Here is a 22,620-nt window from a genome sequence, read left to right as displayed (position 1 = left end):
TATACATAGCGGAGCGGATTTAGTTTAACGTTAAACAATAATCGGGAGGGGTATGATGGACGAGGCTCGACAGGAAAGTGCCCGGCAGCAGGCGCTGGATTACCATGAATTTCCCCGGCCCGGAAAACTGGAGATCCGTGCAACCAAGCCGTTGGCCAATGGCCGGGATCTGGCGCGCGCCTATTCGCCGGGTGTCGCCGAGGCCTGTCTGGAGATCAAGGCAGACCCGGCCAATGCCGCAAGATATACCGCACGGGGCAATCTGGTTGCCGTGGTGACGAACGGCACAGCGGTGCTGGGGCTGGGCAACATCGGCGCGCTTGCCTCGAAGCCCGTGATGGAGGGCAAGGCGGTTCTGTTCAAGAAGTTCGCCAATATCGACTGCTTCGATATCGAGGTGAACGAGGCCGACCCCTACAAGCTGGCCGATATTGTTTGTGCGCTGGAACCCAGCTTTGGCGCGATCAATCTGGAGGACATCAAGGCCCCCGACTGTTTCATCGTGGAAAAAATCTGCCGCGAGCGGATGAACATTCCGGTCTTTCACGATGATCAGCATGGCACGGCGATTGTGGTGGGCGCGGCGGCCACGAATGCGCTCAAGATCGCGGGCAAGCGGTTCGAGGATATCCGCATCGTTTCGACCGGCGGCGGGGCGGCGGGCATCGCCTGCCTGAACATGCTGCTGAAGCTGGGGGTGCGGCGCGAGAACGTCTGGCTGTGCGATATCCATGGTCTGGTTCATCAGGGCCGCGAGATCGACATGAACCCGCAAAAGGCGGCCTTTACCCAGGTCAGCGACAAGCGCACCCTGACCGAAGTGATCGACGGCGCCGATGTGTTCCTTGGCCTGTCGGGGCCGGGCGTGCTGACCGCAGAGATGGTATCGCGCATGGCACCCAAGCCGATCATCTTTGCACTGGCCAATCCGACCCCGGAGATCATGCCTGACGAGGTGCGCAAGGTTGCCCCCGATGCGATCATCGCAACGGGCCGGTCGGATTATCCGAACCAGGTGAACAACGTCCTGTGTTTTCCCTTCATCTTCCGAGGTGCGCTGGATGTGGGGGCCAGCGAGATCAACGACGCGATGCAGTTGGCCTGTATCGAAGGCATCGCCCAACTGGCGCGGGTGACGACCAGCGCCGAGGCTGCCGCTGCCTATCGGGGCGAACAGCTGACCTTTGGCCCCGACTATCTGATCCCCAAGCCCTTTGACCCCCGGTTGATGGGGGTTGTGGCCACCGCGGTGGCCAATGCCGCGATGGACTCTGGCGTGGCCACCCGGCCGCTGGCCGATCTGGATGCCTACAAGCAGAAGCTGGACGGATCGGTCTTCAAATCCGCGTTGCTGATGCGCCCGGTGTTCGAAGCGGCGCGTACCGCCGCGCGGCGGCTTGTCTTTGCCGAAGGCGAAGATGAGCGCGTGCTGCGCGCGGCCCATGCGATCATGGAGGAAACCACCGAAGTGCCGATCTTGATCGGCCGCCCCGAGGTGGTGGCCATGCGCTGTGAACGCGCGGGTCTGCCGATGCGTCCTGACCGCGATTTCGAGATCGTGAACCCCGAATCCGACAGCCGCTACCGGGACTACTGGGAAACCTATCACGGCTTGATGGAACGACAGGGCGTGACCCCGGACGTGGCCAAAGCGGTGCTGCGCACCAACTCTACGGCCATTGGTGCCATCATGGTGCATCGGGGCGAGGCAGACAGCCTGATCTGCGGCACCGTGGGCCAATATCGGTGGCACCTGAACTATATCCGGCAGGTGCTTGCCCGCGGGGGGCTGCATCCTGTCGGTGCGTTGAGCCTGATCATCCAGACCGAAGGACCGCTGTTCATCGCGGATACCCAGGTCAACGCAGAGCCGACGCCCGAGCAACTGGCCGAAACGGTGATCGGCGCCGCCCGGCATGTGCGCCGCTTTGGCATCGTGCCAAAGATCGCGCTGTGTTCCAGTTCGCAGTTTGGCAATCTTGACACATCCTCCGGGCAGCGGATGCGGGCGGCGCTGGAACTGCTGGATGCGCGCGAGCCCGATTTCGCCTATGAAGGCGAGATGACCGTGGATCTGGCGCTGGAGCCGGACCTACGCGACCGGATTTTCCCCCATTCGCGGTTCGACGGGGTTGCGAACGTGCTGGTGTTCGGTTCGACCGATGCGGCCAGCGGGGTGCGCAACATCCTCAAGACGCGGGCGAATGGCCTGGAGGTCGGCCCCATTCTGATGGGCATGGGCAACCGTGCGCATATCGTGACCCCCACCATCACGGCGCGGGGCCTGCTGAACATGGCCGCCCTGGCGGGTACGCCGGTGGCGAAATACGGCTGAGCGGCAGCGGGGGCGCCAAGCCCCCGCCCGACCGTCGCGGGGCGGTGGTGCTTTGCATGGATCAACCAGTATGCAAGACTGTGCGTGCGTGTGCGGATGCGCGTCCACGCCGATCCTGAGACGGAGCCTCGTATGCGACTATTCCATTCCCCGACATCGCCCTTTGTCCGCAAGGTGATGATTGTCCTGCACGAAACCGCCCTGTTGCCAAAGGTCGAGCTGACCGGCGCCTCGGGAACGCCGATCGAGCCGGGCACGATGCCGCTGGCGCAAAATCCGCTTGGCAAGGTGCCCGCGCTGGAACGCGAGGATGGGCCGGCGATTTATGACAGCCGCGTGATCTGTCGCTATCTGGATGAACTGGCCGGCGGCAAGATGTATCCGACAGGCCCCGCCTTGTGGGATGCGCTGACACTGGAGGCGACGGCAGACGGCATGATGGATGCCGCTGTGCTGATGGTCTACGAAAGCAAGGTGCGCCCCGAAGACAAGCGCGTGCCGGACTGGGTGGAAGGCCAGTGGTCCAAGGTTGCCCGGTCGCTCGACGCGCTGGAAACGCGCTGGATTGCGCATCTGGCAGGGCCGTTCGATATCGGGCAGGCTTCGATCATCTGTGCGCTGGACTACCTTGACCTGCGGCACGCCGACCGGACCTGGCGCGCGGAGCGTCCGGCCTTGGCGGCTTTCCATGCGCGTGTCTCGGAACGGCCAAGCCTGAAGACGACCCTGCCACCACAAGGGTGAGCAGAGCCGTATTTCCGCCATTTTGACGTGCAAGCGTTCGCCCTGATGGAATGGTCTGGGAAACATCAGACGTGCGGTCATTGCGTGGACATGGTCTTGGCAGCCTTGGCTGGTCATCCGGTGACAAAGATCTTGCCTTTGTCACCGAAGGCATGTTGGACGGCACCCTGATCGCAACCGCCGAAGGTTGGCGCAGGGTCGAACAGATCTCTCCCGGTGATCGGGTGCTGACCTTTGATGGCGGGCCGCAAACGGTGATCGCGGTGCAGTCGGCCATTGTCGAGGCAGGGTGGTCTGGCTGGCCCAGGGCCCATTGGCCGCTGGTGGTGCCAGACGATGCGCTGGGAAACCGCGGCCCGCTACGGCTGTTGCCGGGGCAGCCGGTGTTGCTGGAAAGCGATCTTGCCGAAGACATGTTCGGCGATCCGTTTGCCCTGATCCCTGCGGCCGCTCTGGAGGGGTGGCGCGGAATCGCGCCCGCGCCGCCGATGCATCAGGAAACTGTGCGGCTCCTGATCCTGCCGGTGGACGAGGTGGTCTATGTGGCCGGGCACATGCTGCTGTATTGCCCGGCGGACAATGCAACCGGACTTCCGGGCTTTGGCGCGGCAGGGGACAGAGGTGCCGCGCGCGCGGGATATGCGCCGCTGTCTTTGGCGTCGGCGCGTGAGTTTGTCGCCTGCCTGATCGCAGAGGATGTCGGCGCGGCCCTGCGGGGGGCCGCGCCGGATGGGTCTCAGGCGGCCTTGCGGGCGTTGTCGCCGTAGAAGGTTTCGCCCCGTGCGGCCATATCGCGCAGCATCTGCGGAGCCGTGAACCGCGCGCCATGGGCGGCTTCCAGCGTTTCACAGATCTCGACGGCCTTCGCCGCGCCGATGATGTCCAGCCAGCCGAAGGGGCCACCCGACCAGGGCGCGAAGCCCCAGCCCAGAATCGCGCCCACATCGCCCTCGCGGATGTCGGTCAGAACGCCATCCTCCAAGGCGCGCACGGCTTCCAGCACCTGGGCCATCATCAGACGGTTCTGCACTGTATCCAGGTCGGCGCCGTCCTTGACCGGGTAGCGGTCATTGAAACCGGGCCAATAGTCCTGCCGCTTGCCCGCCTCGTCATAGTTGAAGAACCCGGACTTGGATTTGCGGCCAAGGCGACCCTGATCGACCATCCAGAACACCACTTCGTCCACGGCGTCATCGGGGTAATCATTGCCCATGGCGGCCTTGGTGGCCTTGGCGATCTTGGCGCCCAGATCCAGCGAGGTCTCATCGACCAGTTGCAGCGGCCCCACCGGGAAGCCCAGCAGCCGCGCGGCATGGTCGATCATCGGCAGTGGCACACCTTCGGCGGCGAGACGCATCCCCTCGTTGATATAGGGGATGATGCAGCGGTTGGCGTAGAAGAACCGCGCATCGTTCACCACGATGGGCGTCTTGCGGATCTGGCGCACATAGTCCAGCGCCTTGGCCACCGCCCGTTCGCCCGTCTGGGCACCCTTGATGATCTCGACCAGCAGCATCTTGTCCACCGGGCTGAAGAAGTGGATGCCGATGAACTGCTCTGGCCGTTTGCTGGCCGTGGCCAGGCTGGAAATCGGCAGGGTCGAGGTGTTGGTGGCAAAGATGGCATCCTCGGGGATCACGGCTTCGGCCTTGGCGGTCACCTCGGCCTTGACCTTGGGATCCTCGAACACCGCCTCGACGATCAGGTCACAGCCTGCCAGCGCGGCATAATCGGTGGTCGCGGTGATGCGGCCCAGCACTTCGGCCTTTTTCTCCTCGGTCGATTGCTTGCGGCCGATCGCCTTGTCCAGCAGGCCGGTGGAATAGGCCTTGCCGCGATCCGCCGCCTCCTGGGCCGCGTCGATCAGCACGACCTCGATTCCCGCCATGGCGCTGACATAGGCAATGCCCGCGCCCATCATGCCCGCGCCCAGAACGCCGACCTTCTTGACCGCTTCATCGGCGACCTTGGGCCGGTTCGCGCCCTTTTCCAGCGCCTCTTTGTTGATGAACAGGCTGCGGATCATGGCGCTGGAGGACGGATTCATGATCACATGGGTGAACCAGCGTGCCTCGATCTTCAGCGCGGTGTCAAAGGGCACCATCGCGCCTTCGTACACTGCCGAGAGCAGCGCCTTGGCCGCCGGGAAGGCGCCGAAGGTCTGCCCGTGTACCATGGCTGCTGCGCCCAGAAAGGTCTGGAACCCCTGCGGGCTATAGGGCGCCCCGCCGGGCAGCTTGTATCCCTTCTGGTCCCAGGGTTTGACAATATCGGCATCCTTGGCCGACAGAACCCAGTCCTTGGCGCGGCTCAGCAATTCGTCCGCCGGGACAACCTCGTCGATCAGCCCGTTGGCCTTGGCCTTTTTCGGGTCGAACATCTTGCCTTCCAGGATGACCGGCGCGGCCATCATGGCGCCCAGCTTGCGCACCACGCGGGTGGTGCCGCCACCGCCCGGAAAGATGCCGACCTTGATTTCCGGCAGGCCGATCTTGGCCTTGGGATTGTCGGCGGCGATGATCCGGTGGCAGGCCAGCGGAAGTTCCAGCCCGATCCCCAGCGCGGTGCCGGGCAGGGCGGCCACGATGGGCTTGCCGCCCTTGAGGGTCTTGGGGTCCATGCCCGCCCGCTCGATCTTGCGCAGGCCGTGGTGCATGGACATGATTCCGTCAAAGACGCCCTTGGCCGGGGTGTCGCCCGCCTCGGATTTCATCTTTGCCAGAATGTTCAGATCCATCCCGCCGGCGAAGTCCTTCTTGCCGCTGGTGATGATCACGCCCTTGACGGCGCTGTCCGCGAGTGCGCGGTCGATCATGCCGTCCAGTTCCATGAAGCCGGTCATCGACATGACGTTCATGGATTTTCCGGGCACGTCCCAGGTGATGGTGGCGACGCCGTCCGCATCAACGGCATAGGTAAAGTCGGTCATTCTGTCCTCACACCCGTTCGATGATGGTGGCCGCACCCATGCCAGAGCCGATGCACAGCGTGGCAAGGCCGGTGCCTTTGCCCGTGCGCTCCAGCTCGTCCAGCAGGGTGCCGATGATCATGGCTCCGGTGGCCCCCAGCGGATGCCCCATGGCGATGGAGCCGCCATTGACGTTGACGACCGCAGGATCGACCTCGAATGCCTGCATGAACCGCATGACGACGGCGGCAAAGGCTTCGTTCACCTCGAACAGGTCGATGTCGCTGATCGACATGCCGCTGTCCTTGAGGATTTTCTGGGTGACGGGGACGGGGCCGGTCAGCATGATGGTCGGATCGGTGCCGATCTTGGCCGTGGCCTTGATGCGGGCGCGGGGCTTCAGCCCGTATTTCTCGCCAAAGGCCTTGTTGCCGATCAGGATAGCCGCCGCGCCATCGACGATGCCGCTGGAATTGCCGGCATGGTGGATGTGGTTGATCTTTTGCAGATGCGGGTATTTCATCAGCGCGATCTTGTCGAAGCCGGGCATCACCTCGCCCCAGTCCTTGAAGCTGGGCTTGAGGCTGCCAAGGCTTTGCATGTCGGTGCCTGGGCGCATGTATTCGTCATGGTCCAGAATGGTCAGCCCGTTGATGTCGGTGACCGGAACGACCGATTTTTGGAACCGGCCAGCGGCCCAGGCGGCGGCGGCGCGCTTCTGGCTCTCGACCGCCAGCGCATCGGCGGCATCACGGGTAAAGCCGTATTCCGTGGCGATGATGTCGGCCGAAATGCCCTGTGGGACAAAATAGTTGTCGATGGCGATCTTGGGGTCCACCGCGATGGCGCCGCCGTCGCTGCCCATCGGGACGCGGCTCATGCATTCCACCCCCCCGGCGACATAGGCCATACCGGCGCCGCCGCGGATCTGGTTGGCGGCCATGTTCACGGCCTCTAGCCCGCTGGCGCAAAAGCGGTTGATCGACACACCCGGCACGCTTTCGGCAAAGTCCGATGCCAGAACGGCGGTGCGGGCCAGACATGCGCCTTGTTCGCCAACCTGGGTGACATTGCCCCAGATCAGATCCTCGATGGCGGTGGTGTCCAGGTTGTTGCGGTCCTTGATCGCATTCAGGATCACCGCGGACAGACGCGCGGCGGTCACCTCGTGCAGGGCGCCGTCGGGGCGGCCCTTGCCGCGCACCGTGCGGGCGGCGTCATAGATATATGCGTCTTCCATGGTTCCTCCTTGAATCACGCCCCGATCCGGTCGGACGGATTGCCGGGCATCAGGTCGTATGGGTGTTTCCAGCCCGGCTCTTGCGACAGCCGTGTCAGCCAGGCGTCGATGTGGGGCCAGTCCTTGCGGTCAAAGCCGAAGGGCTCGGGATAATACAGATAGCCGGCACAGGCACAGTCGGCGATCGTGGGGCGATCGCCGACCATCCAGGACCGGCCGTCCAGATGCCGGTTCAGCGTATCATAGGCCGCCTTCAACCGCCCTTGCATGAAGGTGATCACCGGCTGCGGACGCTTGTCCTCGGGCAGAAAGTTCATCAGGAACCGGGTCATTCCGGCCTGACCGGACAGCTTGTGATTGTCCCACAGAACCCAGCGCAGGATCTCTGCCGACTCGCGTGCATCGCGGCCCAGCAGCTTTCCGGTCACCTCCGCCACATGGAACTGGATCATGCCCGATTGGCTGAGCGTCAGGTCGCCCTCTACCAGAACGGGCACCTCACCCATCTCGTTGATCGCGCGAAACTCTGGCTTGCGGGTTTCGCCGTTGAAGAAATCGACATAGCGCGGTTCCCAGGTATATCCTGCAAGTTGCATGGTCAGGGCGGCCTTGTAGGCGTTGCCGGATTCGCCAAAACAGTAGAGCGTCGCAGTCATGGGGCGGTCCTTTCGATGACGGGCAGGAGGGCGATGCGTCGGCAGGCTGTTCCTATCGCTTGCGGTCGTCCAGTTCCGAATTGAACAACCGCAGTCGGTGGGTCAGGTTGTCCTTGTGGGTCACGCTGTCGAAATGCTCGAACAGGAACGACAGCGCCTCGCCCTCGTCCAGCCCGGCCTCCTGGGCAAAGCGCTTCAGGCGGCGATAGCCGTCTTCGGTCATGGCGACGGGAAAGCGGCGTGTCAGGCGAAAGCGTTTCGGCATCTTTTCCTCGGGTCAGGCGGGGGCTGGCGTCAGTCTGCCCCCGCCTGTCGCGTTGCACCAGATCAGAACGCCTCTTCCTCCAGTGCCATCACCGTTTCGGCACCGCTTTCGATGCGGGCCAGATGCATGGCACAGGCGGGCAGGTGGCGTGCCATATAGTAGCGCCCCGTGGCGATCTTGGTCTCGTAGAACGCGGCGTCCGATGCCCCGGCCTCCAGCGCCTCGAACGCTGCCTTGGCCATCCGCGTCCACATCAGACCCAGGCAGACATGGCCCATCAGGTGCATGAAGTCATACGAGCCAGAGAGCGCCGCGTTTGGATTTTTCATCCCGCTCTGCATGAAGAACATGCCCGCTTGCTGAAGCTGCTTTGACGCGGCTTTCAGCGGCTCGACAAACCCCTTCATGCGGTCATCGCCCTCATGCGCCTTGCACTCGGCCTTGACCATTTCAAAGAAGGCCATGACATGTTTGCCGCCGTCCGAGGCCAGTTTGCGGCCCACCAGATCCAGCGCCTGCACGCCGTTGGCGCCCTCGTAGATCATGGCGATCCGGGCGTCGCGGGCGAACTGGGACATGCCCCATTCCTCGATATAGCCATGCCCGCCATAGATTTGCTGGGCCTGCACCGCCATGTCAAACCCCTTGTCGGTCTGAAAGCCCTTGATCACCGGCGTCATCAGCGAGATCAGCCCTTCGGCCTCCTTGTCGCCCAGACGATGCGCGCGGTCGATCAGCATCGCGCCCCAGAAGGTAAAGGCCCGCGCCCCTTCGACAAAGCTTTTCTGGTCCATCAGGTTGCGGCGGATGTCCGGGTGCACGATCAGCGGATCGGCGGGGCCAGCCGGGTTTTCCGCACCCGTTACGGCGCGGCCTTGCAGGCGGTCCTTGGCATAGGCGACGGCGTTCTGATAGGCGGCTTCGGCCTGGGCATAGCCTTGCAGGCCCACGCCGACCCGTGCCTCGTTCATCATGACGAACATGTGCTTCATGCCCTTGTGCAAGTCGCCCAAGAGCCAGCCCGTCGCCTCGTCATAGTTCATCACGCAGGTGGCATTGCCGTGAATGCCCATCTTTTCCTCGATCTTGCCGCAGGTCACGCCATTGCGTGCGCCAAGGCTGCCATCCTCGTTCACCAGGAACTTGGGCACGATGAACAACGAAATCCCCTTGGTGCCTTCGCCGCCGCCCGGCGCCTTGGCCAGCACAAGATGGACGATGTTCTCGGCCATGTCGTGTTCACCGGCGGAAATAAAGATCTTCTGTCCGCTGATCCTGTAGCTGCCGTCGTCCTGCGGTTCGGCCTTGGTGCGGATCATGCCCAGATCGGTGCCTGCATGGGGCTCGGTCAGGTTCATGGTGCCGGTCCAGTCCATGCTGACCATCTTGGGCAACCATTTGGCCTTTTGTTCGTCTGTGCCAGCGGCCAGGATCGCACTGATCGCGCCGTGGGTCAGGCCCTGATACATGTTGAAGGCCATATTGGCCGACACCATCATCTCTCCCACCGCGGTGCCCATGACATAGGGCAGGTTCTGGCCGCCATAGTCCTCGGGCAGGTCAAGGCCGTTCCATCCGCCCTCTTTCAGTTGCTCGAACGCGGCCTTGAACCCATCGGGGGTGCGCACCACGCCGTTTTCCAACACGCATCCCTGCTGGTCACCGATGGCGTTCAGCGGTGCCAGAACTTCGTTCGCCAGCTTGCCGGCCTCATCAAGGATGGCGCCGGTAAAGCCGCGATCAAGATCTGCATAGCCGGGCACATCAGACACGGAGATTTTCAGCAGGTCGTGCAGAACGAACTGCATGTCCTTGGCGGGGGCGGTATAGGTGGGCATGTCTCTCTCCCTCTGGCGCGCGGGCGCCGGTCGTGTGTCTTGCGGTTATTCAGCGGCGGGGCGGCGGAACGAGGCAATCACGTCGGCCCCCCATTCAAGCTGGTTTTTCAACTCTGCGATCGCCTCATTCAACTCGTCGCGCTGCTGTTCCATCTGGGCCAGCCGCTCGCGTGCGATCTGATAGGTGCGTGTCAACTGCTGTTCCTGCTGGTCGCCCCGATCATAGAGGTCGAGCAACTGCCGGATCTCTTCCAGCGCAAAGCCGAATCGCTTGCCGCGCAGGATCAGCTTCAGGCGGCCGCGATCCCGGCGGGTAAACAGCCGTTTCTGGCCATCGCGCAGCGGGAACAAAAGCTCTTTGGATTCATAGAACCGCAAAGTGCGCGGCGTGACATCGAATGCCTCGCACATCTCGCGGATGGTCAGTAGGTCTTGCTGCGTTTTCTGGTTCGGCATCGCCTGATCCTCTGGTCCCCGACCTGGAATCACGTGGGTTGTCGGGGCAATTCTACAAGAGAAGCTTACGTTTACGTAAACGTAACGTCACGTCAGAATTGCTTGTGACGCAGGGTCGCGGCTGTCAGACCTGTTGCGCGTCGAACATTGCGACGACCCCTGACAGGAAACGCGCGCGCAGGTGTTCGGTTTCCATCAGGATTTCGTGTTCGGCGCCTGGAATCTCCATCAGGTCGCCACCGGGCCAGCGGGACATGCGCGCCACGATGGCAGCCGGATCGACAATCCGTTCATGCCCGCCGACTGCCGCGATGCAGGGCACTGCAGGCGATGGCAGTCGGGACAGCGCCGCGATTTCCGCCAGGGCTTCGGCCAGCCAGCCGATGGTCGGCCCGGCGATCACCAGTTCGGGGTTGGCCCGCAACTGGCCCTGCATCCAGTCCCATTCCCCACGATCGGTGGTCAGAGTATTGTCGGCAAAGGCGCCGGTTTCCAGATAGCAGGTCGCGCCAGAGGCCGGTGGCGGCGCGTAGCGGCCGCGCAATCCGGCGCGCGACAGGCCGGTGAACGCCGCGGTCAACAGCCGCGCCTGGCCGCCGGGCACCTTCAGGCCCCACATGGGTGCGGAAAAGGCCGCGGCGGCGACCTCCAGCCCTTGGACAAGGCCGCGCAGGCCGATGCAGCCGCCCATCGAATGCGCCAGAAGAAACAGCGGTGCGGGCAACCCTGCCGCCTTTACGGCCCTGCGAAACGCCGACAGATCCAGTTGATAGTCGGCGAACCGCCCGACATGCCCCTTGCGCGGGTCCGGCAGCAGGCGATCCGCCAATCCTTGCCCCCGCCAGTCGATTGCAGCAGCGGCATATCCCGCCGCGGCAAGCCGGGCTGCGGTCGGTCCGTATTTTTCGGCATGTTCGGTGCGCCCCGGCAGAATGAGCACGGTGCCGCGCGCGCCCACATTGGCCCAGAGCACAACCCGAATCCGCACCCCGTCTGCGCAGGTCAGCCACAGCGCCTGTCCGCCGCCATGGCCATCCTCCAGGCAGGGTGCCGGGATCACGACAAAACCGAGGCCAGCGCCATGGCCTTGCCCATCGACCCGTCGATTTTCAGCTTGCCAGACATGAAGGCCATGGTCGGGTTCATGTCGCCTTCGAAAATGGCGCGAAAGACGTCCAGATCGGCGCTCAGCGTGACATCCGCCTCGTCGTCGCCCGCACGAACACCTTCGGCATCCATCATGACCGAGCCCTCGCCCGTGATGACGAATTTCGCCGTGCCGCTGAAGCCGGATGTGTCCTTGCTGGACAGTTCCGCCACAATGGTCTCGATTACATCGCTCATCTTGCACATTTCCTTGATTGGACCGCGCGGCCCTTTTGCGTTTGCCGCGGATGGCGTTACAGTTGGGCCATGATGGTCCGGGTTCGTGACATTCTCAACAGTGCCGTGGCGGCAATCTTGACGTTAACGGCAACTTCTGTGGCGGCACAGGAGCCTGATCGGCTGGCCGAGCTGCTGGCGCAACTGGCGCAGCCGGAAAACGCGGGCTGGCGCCGGGTCGAGCGTCAGGTCGTGACGGAATGGTCCAGGTCCGGCTCTCCGGCGATGGATCTTCTGTTGCAGCGTGGCCGCGATGCGCTGCGCGAGGATGATGCGCAAGCAGCCCTCGACCATCTGACGGCACTGACCGATCACGCCCCCGATTTCGCCGAAGGATGGAATGCGCAGGCGACGGCGCTGTTCCGTGCCGGTCATCATGGCCCGGCAATGGACGCGCTGTCCCGTGTTCTGGCGTTGAATCCCAATCATTTCGGGGCGTTGGCCGGTGTTGGCACGATACTGGCCGAAACCGGCAACAAGAAGGCCGCGCTGGCCGCCTATCAGGCGGCGCTTGCTATACATCCGCATCTCGAAAAGGTAAGGGAAGCGGCAGAGCGGCTGGAACGCGACCTGTCCGGCCAGCACATCTGAAGGGGCGCTGATGCGCGAGAACGCGAGGGTGACGGCGGTCCTGGGGCCGACGAACACCGGCAAGACGCATTACGCCATCGAGCGGATGCTGGCGCATCGCACGGGGGTTATCGGACTGCCCCTGCGTTTGCTGGCGCGAGAGGTGTACGACCGGATCGTCAAGGCGCGTGGGCCGTCGGTTGTGGCGTTGGTGACTGGCGAGGAGCGGATCGTTCCAGAGCGCACGGCCTATTGGGTCTGCACCACCGAGGCGATGCCCCATGAAATCGGCGCCGATTTCGTGGCGCTGGACGAGGTGCAGCTTTGTGCCGATCCTGACCGGGGGCATGTCTTCACCGAGCGGTTGCTGAATGCGCGCGGGTTGAAGGAAACGATGCTGCTGGGCTCCGACACCATGCGCCCGGCGATTGCGGCGCTTGTGCCGGGTGTAACCTTCGTGTCGCGCCCCCGTTTGTCGCAACTGACGTGGGCAGGTTCGAAAAAGATCAGCAGAATGCCGGAACGCTCTGCGATCGTCGGGTTCTCGGTTGAAAATGTCTATGCCATCGCCGAGTTGATCCGGCGGACCAAAGGCGGATGCGCGGTGGTGATGGGCGCGCTGTCACCCCGGACGCGCAATGCGCAGGTCGAGCTGTATCAGAACGGAGATGTCGATTACCTGGTGGCGACCGATGCCATCGGGATGGGACTGAACCTGGACATCAACCATGTGGCCTTTTCCGCCACGGCCAAATTCGACGGGCGCCGGATGCGCGCGCTGTTTCCGTGGGAACTGGCACAGATCGCGGGTCGCGCAGGCCGGCACACCAGCCCCGGAACCTTTGGCGTGACGGGAGAAGCGCGGCCCCTGGACGAAGAGACGATCGAGGCCATCGAGTCGCATCGATTCCTTCCTGTTCGCAAGCTGCATTGGCGCAATTCCACGCTGGAGTTCGGAACCACCGCGCGACTCGTTGCCAGCCTGGAGCAACATACCGGCAATGAATGGCTGACCCGCGCGCGCGACGCCGACGACCTGGTGGCGCTCAAGACCTTGGCGGAAATGCCCGAGATCCGCGATGTCGTCACGACACCCCAGCGGGTGCGCCTGTTGTGGGATGTGTGCCGAATCCCTGATTTCCGTGGCATTTCGGCGCAGGAACATGCCGGTTTGTTGGCGCGGATATTCGATTTTCTCAAGTCGGGCCCCGTGCCGGATGACTGGATGAAGCGCAATATCGACCGGATCGACCGCACGGATGGCGATATAGATGCCATCTCGCGCCGCCTGGCCTTTATCCGCACCTGGACCTACATCGCGCAGCGCAAGGGGTGGTTGACCGACGAATCCCATTGGCGTGAGCACACGCGCGCTGTAGAAGACCGCCTGTCGGATGCGTTGCACGCGCGCCTGACCCAGCGTTTCGTGGACCGGCGCACCAGCGTGCTCATGCGCCGGCTCAAGCAGAAGGAGAGCCTCGTGGCCGAGGTGAACGACAAGGGCGAAGTGACGGTCGAAGGCGAATTCGTCGGCCGTTTGGAAGGATTCCGTTTCCGTCAGGACGGAACCGGCAGCCCGGACGAGGCAAAGACCCTGCGGCAAGCGGCCTATGAGGCGCTGCGGCCCGAGTTTTCCCTGCGCTCGGATCGCTTCTACAACTCGCCCGACACCGAGTTCGACTATACCGAACAGGGCGGGCTGATGTGGGGAAATACCGCTGTCGGCAAGCTGATCAAGGGGCCCGAGGCGCTGCGCCCGCAGGTCGAGGTGTTCGTCGATGAGGAAGCAGGGGCGGATGTCGCCGAAAAGGTGCGCCGCCGTCTTCAGCACTTCATCGACCGCAAGGTTGCCGCGCTGTTCGAGCCGCTGATGACGCTGCAACGCGACGAGGCCATGGTTGGCCTTGCACGCGGTTTCGCCTTCCGTCTGGTCGAGGCGATGGGGGTCTTGTCGCGCGAGCCTGTGGCCGACGAGGTGAAGGCTCTGGATCAGGAATCGCGCTCGGCCCTGCGCAAGCATGGGGTGCGGTTCGGCCAGTACACCATTTTCCTGCCGCTGTTGCTGAAGCCGGCGCCAACGCGCCTGCGGCTTGTGCTGTGGTCGCTCTGGGATGGGTTGCAAGAGTTTCCCGAAAGCCCGCCGCCGGGGCTGGTGACCATTCCGCATATCGCCGAAGTGCCTGCCTTGCACTATACCTTGGCGGGCTATCGCCCGGCTGGGAACCGTGCCATCCGTATCGACATGCTGGAACGCCTGGCCGATCTGTTGCGCGCCAAGGACAGCCGTGCCGGGTTCGAGGCGACGCCGGACATGTTGTCGATCACCGGCATGACGCTGGATCAGTTCGCCGATCTGATGGGCGGCCTGGGCTACAAAGGCGAAAAGGCCGAACGCCCCAAGGCCAAGCCGGTGACCGAAGTCCCGGCCGCCGATGTGGCGGCCAACGTCACCCCGGAGACCGATCCTGCTGCCGCTGCACCCGATGTTGCGGGTGCAGACGACATGCCGGCCCAGACGACGCCTGCCGCGCCCGACGCCTCTGCCGAGGCGGAGCCGCCGGCCGAAGCGCCGGTCGAGGTCGAGACCGAGCACTACTATCTGTTCACCTGGGCGCCGCGCCCGCGCGGCGGGATGCCGCGTGGCGACCGTGGTCCGCGCCGTGAGGGGCAGGGGCAGCGCCCGCCACGTCAGGGGCAGGGACAGGGCGGCGACCGACCGCAGGCCGACCGCGGCCCGCGCCCCGAGCGCAAGGAGGGCGAGCGGGGCGAGCGCAACAAGGGCGGCAAGCCACAGGGCAAGTCCGACGGCCCGCGCGGCGACCGCAAGGGCGGCAAGCCGGATCACAAACGCAACGATGGTCCGCGCAACTACGAAGCCCGCCCGCCGCGCGAGCAGAAGATAGACCCGGACAATCCGTTTGCGGCGCTTCTTGCGCTCAAAGGCAAGGTCTGAGGCGCGGGTGACGGCTCCGGGCGGAATGCGTCTGGACAAATGGCTCTGGCAGGCGCGGTTCTTCAAAAGCCGCAGCCTGTCGGCGGCGCAGGTCGCAGACGGGCGGATCCGTATCAACGGCCAGCCGGTATCAAAGTCCGCCACCCTTGTCCGGCCCGGCGATGTTCTGACCTTTGCCCAAGGGACGCGGATCCGCGTCGTGCGGGTTTGTGGAACCAGCGTGCGCCGCGGGCCTGCGGCAGAGGCGCAGATGCTGTATGATGATCTGGATGCAGCGGATTCCGCGCCACAGCGGCTTGCATGATCCGGCGCTCTGTCCTACCTGTCTGCCGAACCTGACGCCTGAGGCCGCCCATGACCTATGTCGTGACCGACAACTGCATCGCCTGCAAATACACCGACTGCGTGGAGGTCTGCCCGGTCGACTGTTTCTACGAGGGCGAGAACATGCTGGTGATCCACCCCGACGAGTGCATTGATTGCGGGGTATGCGAGCCGGAATGCCCGGCCGATGCGATTCGGCCCGATACAGAGCCGGCAATGGAATCCTGGGTCGAGATGAACCGCAAATATGCCGAACTGTGGCCCGTGTTGACGGTACGCAAGGAACCGCTGCCCGACGCGACCGAACGCGATGGTGAGAAAGACAAGCTTTCCAAGTATTTCTCCGAGGCTCCGGGCGAAGGGAATTAAGGCTGGCAAGGGGCTGCTCGCAGCTCTGCGCCCGCTTTCCGGTTGTGCTGCGCTGCCGCAGTTGGAATCGCATCTGATTCGTGTTATGATCCTGTAACAAGGAATCTGAAAGCCTGCCGTCCGTCTTGGCACTGCTCAGTCAAGGCGGTTTTCCGATGATTGTCCACCTGTGCGCCCAAGGAAAACCTTGGGGCAGGTGGTCTTTCGTCGAAGACAGAGCTCTTGCGAGGAAGCATCTGAATGACCAAGACGAAGAAGCCCGAGTTCCGCCCCAACGATTTCGTGGTCTATCCGGCGCATGGCGTCGGCAAGATCCTGTCGATCGAGGAACAGGTGATCGCGGGCATGTCGCTGGAACTGTTCGTCATCTCGTTCGAAAAGGACAAGATGACCTTGCGTGTTCCGACCAATCGCGCAACCGAGATCGGTATGCGTTCGCTGTCGTCGCCCGATGTGGTGATGAAGGCGCTGGAAACGCTCAAGGGCAAGGCCAGGGTCAAGCGGGCCATGTGGTCGCGCCGGGCGCAGGAGTATGAGCAAAAGATCAACTCTGGCGATCTGATGGCGATTGCCGAAGTGGTGCGCGACCTGCACCGCGCGGATGATCAGCGTGAGCAAAGCTATTCCGAGCGTCAGTTGTACGAAGCCGCGCTGGAGCGTTTGACCCGTGAAGTCGCTGCCGTGTCCGGTGTGGACGAGGCGGGGGCCCAGAAGAAAGTCGACGAGGTTCTGGTGGGGCGCGCGGCCTGATTTTTCAGGCGAGACATGCAGAAAGGGCCGCAGCTGGTGCTGCGGCCCTTTTCCGTCATGGCTGGCCTGTATCGGCCCCGACTGGCCGTGAGACCGCCGTCAGTTGCTATTGAGCTGGTCTGACAGGCCGAAGATTTGCCCGACAAGCCCAAACACCGTGCGGGTGCTGGTGACGGGCGATTCGGTGGCAAGAACCAGATCGCCATTGGCGATACGGAAATTGCGTGCAGAGAACAGGCCGTCGGCGGTGGTCAGATCCACAGTGAACACAACGCGCGTCCGGTCGGGCCCCCGGCCATCCAGCCGCACCTGATTTCCTGCATATTCCCGCAGAATCAGAACGCCTCTTGGATTGGCGCGGTTGGCGGACAGGCCGCCGATCATGCTGACCGCATCCAGGGCGGAAACCTCGTCCTGCGGGAACGGCATGGTGCTTTGCTTGCCAGCGGCGCCAAGAGCCAGGAAATAGCGGGGATCATCTTCGACGATGACCTTGTCACCGCCGATCAGCGATACATCCAGCGCGGGCTGCGCGAACAGCCGCGACACCGAAATTCCGTAAGAGCGCCCGCCGCGTACCAGTTTCACGATGGGATTTTGCAGGGCATCGCTGACGCCACCGCCCTGGCTGATCAACGACAAGACCGAAAAGTTGCGGTCCGGCAGCGGGTAGCTGCCCGCCTGCGATACCCCGCCGACCAGATCGACGGTGTTGAGCCGCCCTTGCTTGACCGAGAGTTGCACCTGACCCGATGGCAACACCGCCTCGACCCCCGACTGCACACGCTCGCGCGCCTGATCGGGCGAAAGGCCGCGCACGTTGACCTTGCCGACATAGGGCACAAAAATCGTGCCATCATTGCCAACGGTGACTTCGGTCAGTTGGACCGATTTCTGTGCCGTCGTGGTCAGCAGGGAGTTGTCTTCGTTGTCCCAGATCGTGACGGAAAGCGCATCGCCCGGTGCGATGCTGCTTGTGGCATGGCCGCGCACGCCGCCGGACGGCCAGCCGCCAAAGGACATGCCCGCCTGCGGCGGTACCGGCCAGGCGGCGATCGAGGCCAGGTTGTTCCGGGCCACAGGTACAACCTGGATGTTGCGGGTTTCCTTGTCCGCACCTGCAAGAATCTCGCCCTGCATTGGCGCACTGCGCGGAAGGGAGCACCCCGCCAATACCAGCGCAAACAGCACAGGAAAAATTCGTTTCGGCATATGTCGGACCCACGTGGCAGCGCAGGGCCTGCCGGGAATCGGCGGGCCGCACCCGCCACCATACTGGCCCCCCCCATGAGGTCAACGACGATCACGGGAACGAGGGTGGCAGATGTGCCCATATTGCGGATGTTCGCCGCAATACAGCCGAATGTTGGCCTTCCCTGCTACTGCTGGGGCTGCCGCGCGACCTGGCCACCAGCCTGAGTGCCCATGACGCGGAAATGCTGCGCGACCCCCGGCCCGCAGTGGCGACCGGGGGCGCTGGCGCAGGTCTAGCCGCGCAGCGTGCCGCCCGTTGCCTTGGCGACCTTTTCGACGATCTTTGCGGAAACCGCCTCGATGTCCTTGTCTGTGAGCGTGCGTTCGGTCGGTTGAAGCCGCACGGTGATGGCCACCGATTTCTTGCCCGTGCCCATCTGCGCCTCGGCCTTGTCGCCTGCGAACTGGTCGAAGACGCGCACGCTTTCGATCAGGGCCTTGTCCGCGCCCTGGGCGGCGTTGACGATGGTCAGCGCCTCGGCCGTTGTATCGACGACAAAGGCGAAGTCACGTTCCACCGCTTGCAGGTCGGATATCGCCAAAGCGCCGCGGCTGGCAGATTTTGTCTTGGGCTGCGGAACATTGGCAGGCCAGACGGCGAAGGCGACGGCTGGTCCCTTGACCCCCATCTCGCGCAACACCTTGGGGTGGACTTCGCCGAAGACCGCCATGGTGTTCGGGCCAAGCGCGATGGCGCCGGACCTGCCCGGATGCCACCAGCCGGGCACCTTGCGGTTGATCTGCGCCCGTGCCGGGGCGCCAAGGGCGGCCAACACCGCCTCTGCGTCGGCCTTGGCGTCGAACACATCCACAGGGCGGCGGCTGGCCCATGGGTCGCGCGGCGCCGATTGGCCCACCAGCAACGCCGCAGCCTGCGTCGCCTGTTCGCCGGGTTCGCCGCCTGCAAAGGCCGGCCCGACCTCGAACAGTGCCAGATCCATGAAACCGCGCGCCTGATTGCGCGCTGCCGCTGCCAGAAGGCCGGGCAGAAGATCGGGGCGCATATGGCTCATTTCCGACGAGATCGGATTCTCAAGCCGCACCGCATCGGTCCCGCCACCGAACAGTGCGGCACTCCGGGCATCAATGAAGCTGTAGGTCACGCATTCGTTGTACCCAAGCGCCGCCAGGGTGCGCCGGGCTGTGCGTTCACGCTGTTGCGCAGGGGTGAGGATGGGCGCGGGCACACCTGCCCGTGGACGCGCAAGCGGTTTACCTTCCAGCTTGGTCAGGCTGGCGATACGGGCCACTTCCTCGACCAGATCGGCCTCGCCCAGCACGTCGGGGCGCCAAGACGGAGGCGCCACCATGTCGCCGGTGAGGGTGAAGCCCAGTGCCTCCAGCGTGGCGCGCTGGGTGGCGGCGGGAATATCCATGCCGACAAGTCCGATCACACGCGCCGGATCAAAGCGGTAGGCGCGGCCGGTGTCGGGCACCGCCCCGTCCAGCGTGATGTCGGACGCCTCGCCACCACACAGGTCCAGCACCATGCGTGTCGCCAGTTCCAGCCCCGGAATCGTGAAGGCGGGATCCACCCCACGCTCGAAGCGGTAGCGCGCATCGGAATTGATCCGCAGCGCCCGGCCTGCGGTCGCAACCGTGATCGGATCCCAATAGGCGGATTCAAGGAACACATCGGTCGTGCCCTCGGTGCAGCCCGATGGCTCGCCCCCCATGATCCCTGCGATGGATTCCACGCCCGCATCGTCGGAAATCACCATCATCCCTGCCTGAATGGTGTAGGTCTTGCCGTCGAGCGCCAGAATCTCTTCGCCCCCGGCCGCGGGATGGATGCGCAGGTTTCCCTTGACCCTGGCCAGGTCAAAGACATGCAAGGGGCGGTTCAGGTCGAAGGTGAAATAGTTGGTGATGTCAACCAGCGTGGAGATGGGGCGCAGGCCGATGGCCTTCAGCCGCTGTTGCAGCCAGTCGGGAGAGGGGCCGTTCGTCACGCCACGGATCACCCGCCCGGCGAACAGCGGGCAGCCCGTTTCCTTCAACGCCGGGTCGATGGAAACGGTGACGGACGAGGGATAGGTGCCTGTGACCGGCTCCACGACAAGCGGCTTCAAGACGCCAAGTCCACGCGCCGCCAGATCGCGCGCAATACCGCGCACGCCGAGGGCATCGGGGCGGTTGGGCGTGACCTTGATGTAGATCATCGGGTCGTTCAGACCTTTCCAGTCGATGAACCGCGCGCCCAGGGGTGCATCCTCGGGCAGGTCGATGATGCCGTTGTGGTCGTCCGACAGTTCCAACTCGCGCTCTGAACAGAGCATCCCGTTGGAGTCCACCCCGCGGATGTTGCCCGGTTTCAGATCGACCCCGGTGCCGGGCACATGGGTTCCGGTCGGGGCAAAGACCCCCACAAGTCCCGTGCGAGCATTGGGCGCGCCGCAAACCACCTGGACCTCTTCCATCGCCGTTCCGGGGCCGCCCGGATAGGTCGCCACCCGGCAGACGCGCAGGCGGTCGGCATTGGGGTGCTGGACCGCCTCGATCACCTTGCAGATACGAAAGGCGCCGAGCCGCGCCGCCGGATCCTCGACCTCCTCGACTTCGAGGCCCAGGTCGGTGAGCGCCTCGAGCAGGACATCCAGCGGGGAGTCGGTCTCGAGATGGTCCTTCAGCCAGGACAGGGTGAATTTCATCGCGGCGCCTCCTGAAATTTCGGCCGGGTCGGGTCGCCTGCGCGATAGCGCAAATGGGGACAAAGGGGAAGGGTCTGGACCATGGCAGACAGAAAGGGGGGCTGTCTGCCCCCCTCTGGCCCGTTCCGGGCCATTCACCCCCCGAGGGTATTTGCGGCAAGATGAAACGCAGGCGCCGGTTTCGAATCGGGAAACGGAGTGTTCAGGCGGACTCGTGCCGGAACGGGCGACTTGCGCGCAATTGTGGTGTAACTATGGCCACATGAAGCAGGATTGTGGCATGGACCTTGTTCTTGAAATACCAGTGGATCGCCCGGCGGTCTCTGTGATGCGGATGAGCCTCATCATGGGACTTACCGCGCTGGCGATGTTGTATTCCTTGTAAGTGCCGGTCAGCCCCGATCAGGGGCTGCCGGGTAGACACCGAGAATTTCCAGTTTCGACGTGAAAAAGCGCGCCTCGTCCAGCGCGAGCCTGACCAGCCGGTCGTCGGGGTGGCCTTCGATATCGGCATAGAATTCGGTCGCGGTGAAGCTGCCGCCGACCATGTAGCTTTCCAGTTTGGTCATGTTGATGCCGTTGGTGGCAAAGCCGCCCATCGCCTTGTAAAGCGCAGCCGGGATGTTGCGTACACGGAACACTAAAGTTGTCACCATCTTGGCCGCACGGCGTGTGTGATCCGGCGCGCGGCTCATGACCAGAAACCGTGTGCGGTTGTTGTCGTGGTCCTCGATATGTCGGGCCAGCACGTCCAAGCCGTAGATCTCTGCCGCGAGTTCGCTGGCAAGGGCGCCATGGGCGGGGTCGCGGGCCTCGGCGCATTCACGGGCCGCCTTGGCATTGTCGGAGCTGACCACGCCCTTGATGTGGTGGTTGCGCAGGAACGTCGCACATTGCGGCAGGATCACGACATGGCCATGCGCCTCGCGCACCTGGTCCAGCCGGGCTCCGGGCGTGCCAAGAAGATTCACGTGAACGCGCACGAAGGCTTCGTCTACGATATGCAGGCCGGAATTGGGCAACAGCGAATGCACATCCGCCACCCGGCCATAGGTGGAGTTTTCCACCGCCAGCATCCCGAGTTCGGCGGCGCCGCTGCGCACGGCCTCGACGACATCCTCGAATGTGGGGCAGGGCAGCACGTCCATGTCGGGTCGGGACTGGCGGCAGGCCTGGTGCGAATAGGCACCGGGTTCGCCCTGGAATGCGATCAGGCCGGTCATTTCTACCCTCTCTTCGCTGAAATTGCGCCCTTAGGGCGTTTCGTCGCGCGTCTACACCTTGAAACGGGACAGGGGAAGCGGATATAGCCCCCGCAAGGGATAGCCAATCGGAGCCACACAATGTTCGACACGATGACGGTGACCAAGGTTGGCGGCGCGCTGTGCGGGTCGCTTCTTGTGTTCCTGCTGGGGAACTGGGCCGCGTCGGCGCTGTACTCCACGGGCGGCGGGCATGGTCATGGCGATGAGGTGCATCAGGGCTATGTCATTGACACCGGCGCCGGTGAAGCGGTCGCCGCAGCGGATGAGGGGCCGGACTTTGCCACGCTCTATGCCGCTGCCGACCCGGCCCTGGGCGAGCGGGCCTTTGCCAAGTGCCGTGCCTGCCACAAGCTGGACGGAAGCAACGGGACAGGGCCGCATCTTGACGGTGTCGTTGATCGCGCCAAGGCATCGGTTGCAGGGTTCACCTTCTCGGATGCGATGGCCTCGCATTCCGACGAGAGCTGGACGCCGGAGAATCTGGACAAGTTTCTTACCAATCCGCGCAGCTACATTCCGGGCAACAAGATGTCCTTCGCGGGCCTGCCCCGCGCCGATGAGCGTGCGAACCTGATCAAGTATCTGTCCACGGTTGGTGGCTGAGCATACCGGCAGGGATGTGATGGCGCCGCCCGTTGGGGCGGCGTTTTCGTTTTTGC

The 22,620-nt window shown here is 63.9% G+C and carries 20 protein-coding genes; 9 read left to right on the top strand and 11 right to left on the bottom strand.

Annotated elements, in window-relative coordinates:
- The first annotated feature begins 55 nt into the window (after nt 1-55).
- From BW970_RS12590 to BW970_RS12580, 3 genes are all read left to right on the top strand, one after another.
- Nucleotides 56-2,335: an NADP-dependent malic enzyme gene (locus BW970_RS12590; RefSeq protein ID WP_076532315.1), complete on the top strand. Its 2,280-nt coding sequence runs from the start codon at nt 56-58 to the stop codon at nt 2,333-2,335.
- A 132-nt stretch (nt 2,336-2,467) separates the two neighbouring features.
- Complete coding sequence (locus tag BW970_RS12585) at nt 2,468-3,079, top strand: glutathione S-transferase (protein WP_076531880.1); 612 nt, start codon at nt 2,468-2,470, stop codon at nt 3,077-3,079.
- A 71-nt stretch (nt 3,080-3,150) separates the two neighbouring features.
- Nucleotides 3,151-3,846, top strand: coding sequence for a Hint domain-containing protein (locus BW970_RS12580; protein ID WP_159441438.1), 696 nt, complete (start codon nt 3,151-3,153; stop codon nt 3,844-3,846).
- On the opposite strand, the gene BW970_RS12575 is transcribed toward BW970_RS12580, so the two are convergent.
- The 8 genes from BW970_RS12575 to BW970_RS12540 form a co-directional block, all read right to left on the bottom strand.
- Entirely contained in the window at nt 3,816-6,008 is a 2,193-nt protein-coding gene (locus BW970_RS12575) for a 3-hydroxyacyl-CoA dehydrogenase NAD-binding domain-containing protein (protein ID WP_076531876.1), read from the bottom strand. The two genes, BW970_RS12580 and BW970_RS12575, sit on opposite strands and share 31 nt — an antisense overlap.
- 7 nt (nt 6,009-6,015) lie before the next feature.
- Nucleotides 6,016-7,227, bottom strand: coding sequence for an acetyl-CoA C-acetyltransferase (locus tag BW970_RS12570; protein WP_076531874.1), 1,212 nt, complete (start codon nt 7,225-7,227; stop codon nt 6,016-6,018).
- Nucleotides 7,228-7,241: 14 nt separating this feature from the next.
- Nucleotides 7,242-7,883: a glutathione S-transferase family protein gene (locus tag BW970_RS12565; protein WP_076531872.1), complete on the bottom strand. Its 642-nt coding sequence runs from the start codon at nt 7,881-7,883 to the stop codon at nt 7,242-7,244.
- 52 nt (nt 7,884-7,935) lie between these two features.
- A complete protein-coding gene (locus BW970_RS12560; protein WP_028031516.1) occupies nt 7,936-8,148 on the bottom strand; it encodes a hypothetical protein in 213 nt (70 codons plus the stop codon).
- Between the two features lie 62 nt (nt 8,149-8,210).
- Nucleotides 8,211-9,986 carry an acyl-CoA dehydrogenase C-terminal domain-containing protein gene (locus tag BW970_RS12555; RefSeq protein WP_076531870.1) on the bottom strand — a complete coding sequence of 592 codons (1,776 nt, stop codon included), beginning with the start codon at nt 9,984-9,986 and terminating at the stop codon, nt 8,211-8,213.
- Between the two features lie 45 nt (nt 9,987-10,031).
- Entirely contained in the window at nt 10,032-10,442 is a 411-nt protein-coding gene (locus BW970_RS12550; RefSeq protein WP_076531868.1) for a MerR family transcriptional regulator, read from the bottom strand.
- A 124-nt stretch (nt 10,443-10,566) separates the two neighbouring features.
- Nucleotides 10,567-11,502: an alpha/beta fold hydrolase gene (locus BW970_RS12545; RefSeq protein WP_076531866.1), complete on the bottom strand. Its 936-nt coding sequence runs from the start codon at nt 11,500-11,502 to the stop codon at nt 10,567-10,569.
- The gene (locus BW970_RS12540) at nt 11,499-11,786 is read right to left on the bottom strand and encodes an SCP2 sterol-binding domain-containing protein (RefSeq protein ID WP_076532313.1); all 288 of its coding nucleotides are present in this window, start codon (nt 11,784-11,786) and stop codon (nt 11,499-11,501) included. The genes BW970_RS12545 and BW970_RS12540 overlap by 4 nt, the downstream gene beginning before the upstream one ends.
- Nucleotides 11,787-11,903: 117 nt before the next feature.
- Between BW970_RS12540 and BW970_RS12535 the strand changes: the two genes are divergently transcribed.
- The 5 genes from BW970_RS12535 (at nt 11,904) to BW970_RS12515 (ending at nt 16,791) form a co-directional block, all read left to right on the top strand.
- Nucleotides 11,904-12,416 (top strand): tetratricopeptide repeat protein, encoded by a 513-nt coding sequence (locus BW970_RS12535; protein ID WP_229740522.1) that lies wholly within the window; start codon nt 11,904-11,906, stop codon nt 12,414-12,416.
- Between the two features lie 10 nt (nt 12,417-12,426).
- On the top strand, nt 12,427-15,348 hold the full coding sequence (locus BW970_RS12530) for a helicase-related protein (protein WP_076531864.1): 2,922 nt from the start codon (nt 12,427-12,429) through the stop codon (nt 15,346-15,348).
- A 7-nt stretch (nt 15,349-15,355) separates the two neighbouring features.
- Nucleotides 15,356-15,652: an RNA-binding S4 domain-containing protein gene (locus BW970_RS12525; protein ID WP_076531862.1), complete on the top strand. Its 297-nt coding sequence runs from the start codon at nt 15,356-15,358 to the stop codon at nt 15,650-15,652.
- Nucleotides 15,653-15,702: 50 nt separating this feature from the next.
- Nucleotides 15,703-16,041, top strand: a complete 339-nt coding sequence (fdxA, locus tag BW970_RS12520) for a ferredoxin FdxA (RefSeq protein WP_076531860.1) — start codon at nt 15,703-15,705, stop codon at nt 16,039-16,041.
- A gap of 240 nt (nt 16,042-16,281) precedes the next feature.
- Nucleotides 16,282-16,791, top strand: a complete 510-nt coding sequence (locus BW970_RS12515; RefSeq protein ID WP_076531858.1) for a CarD family transcriptional regulator — start codon at nt 16,282-16,284, stop codon at nt 16,789-16,791.
- A gap of 99 nt (nt 16,792-16,890) precedes the next feature.
- Here the strand turns inward: BW970_RS12515 and BW970_RS12510 are convergent, their stop codons facing one another.
- The 3 genes from BW970_RS12510 to BW970_RS12500 all read right to left on the bottom strand — a co-directional run bounded on the left by BW970_RS12510 (nt 16,891) and on the right by BW970_RS12500 (nt 21,919).
- The gene (locus BW970_RS12510; protein WP_229740523.1) at nt 16,891-17,931 is read right to left on the bottom strand and encodes a polysaccharide biosynthesis/export family protein; all 1,041 of its coding nucleotides are present in this window, start codon (nt 17,929-17,931) and stop codon (nt 16,891-16,893) included.
- 347 nt (nt 17,932-18,278) lie between these two features.
- Nucleotides 18,279-20,696: a phenylalanine--tRNA ligase subunit beta gene (gene pheT, locus BW970_RS12505; protein ID WP_076531854.1), complete on the bottom strand. Its 2,418-nt coding sequence runs from the start codon at nt 20,694-20,696 to the stop codon at nt 18,279-18,281.
- Between the two features lie 392 nt (nt 20,697-21,088).
- Nucleotides 21,089-21,919 (bottom strand): prephenate dehydratase, encoded by an 831-nt coding sequence (locus BW970_RS12500; RefSeq protein ID WP_076531853.1) that lies wholly within the window; start codon nt 21,917-21,919, stop codon nt 21,089-21,091.
- Nucleotides 21,920-22,039: 120 nt separating this feature from the next.
- Between BW970_RS12500 and BW970_RS12495 the strand changes: the two genes are divergently transcribed.
- Nucleotides 22,040-22,564 carry a c-type cytochrome gene (locus BW970_RS12495; protein ID WP_076531851.1) on the top strand — a complete coding sequence of 175 codons (525 nt, stop codon included), beginning with the start codon at nt 22,040-22,042 and terminating at the stop codon, nt 22,562-22,564.
- The last annotated feature ends 56 nt before the right edge of the window (nt 22,565-22,620 follow it).

It is taken from the genome of Gemmobacter megaterium, from assembly GCF_900156815.1.
Lineage (GTDB): Bacteria > Pseudomonadota > Alphaproteobacteria > Rhodobacterales > Rhodobacteraceae > Wagnerdoeblera > Wagnerdoeblera megaterium.
The sequence above is the reverse complement of the archived record's forward strand: the minus strand, read 5'-3'. Positions and strand labels throughout refer to the sequence as shown.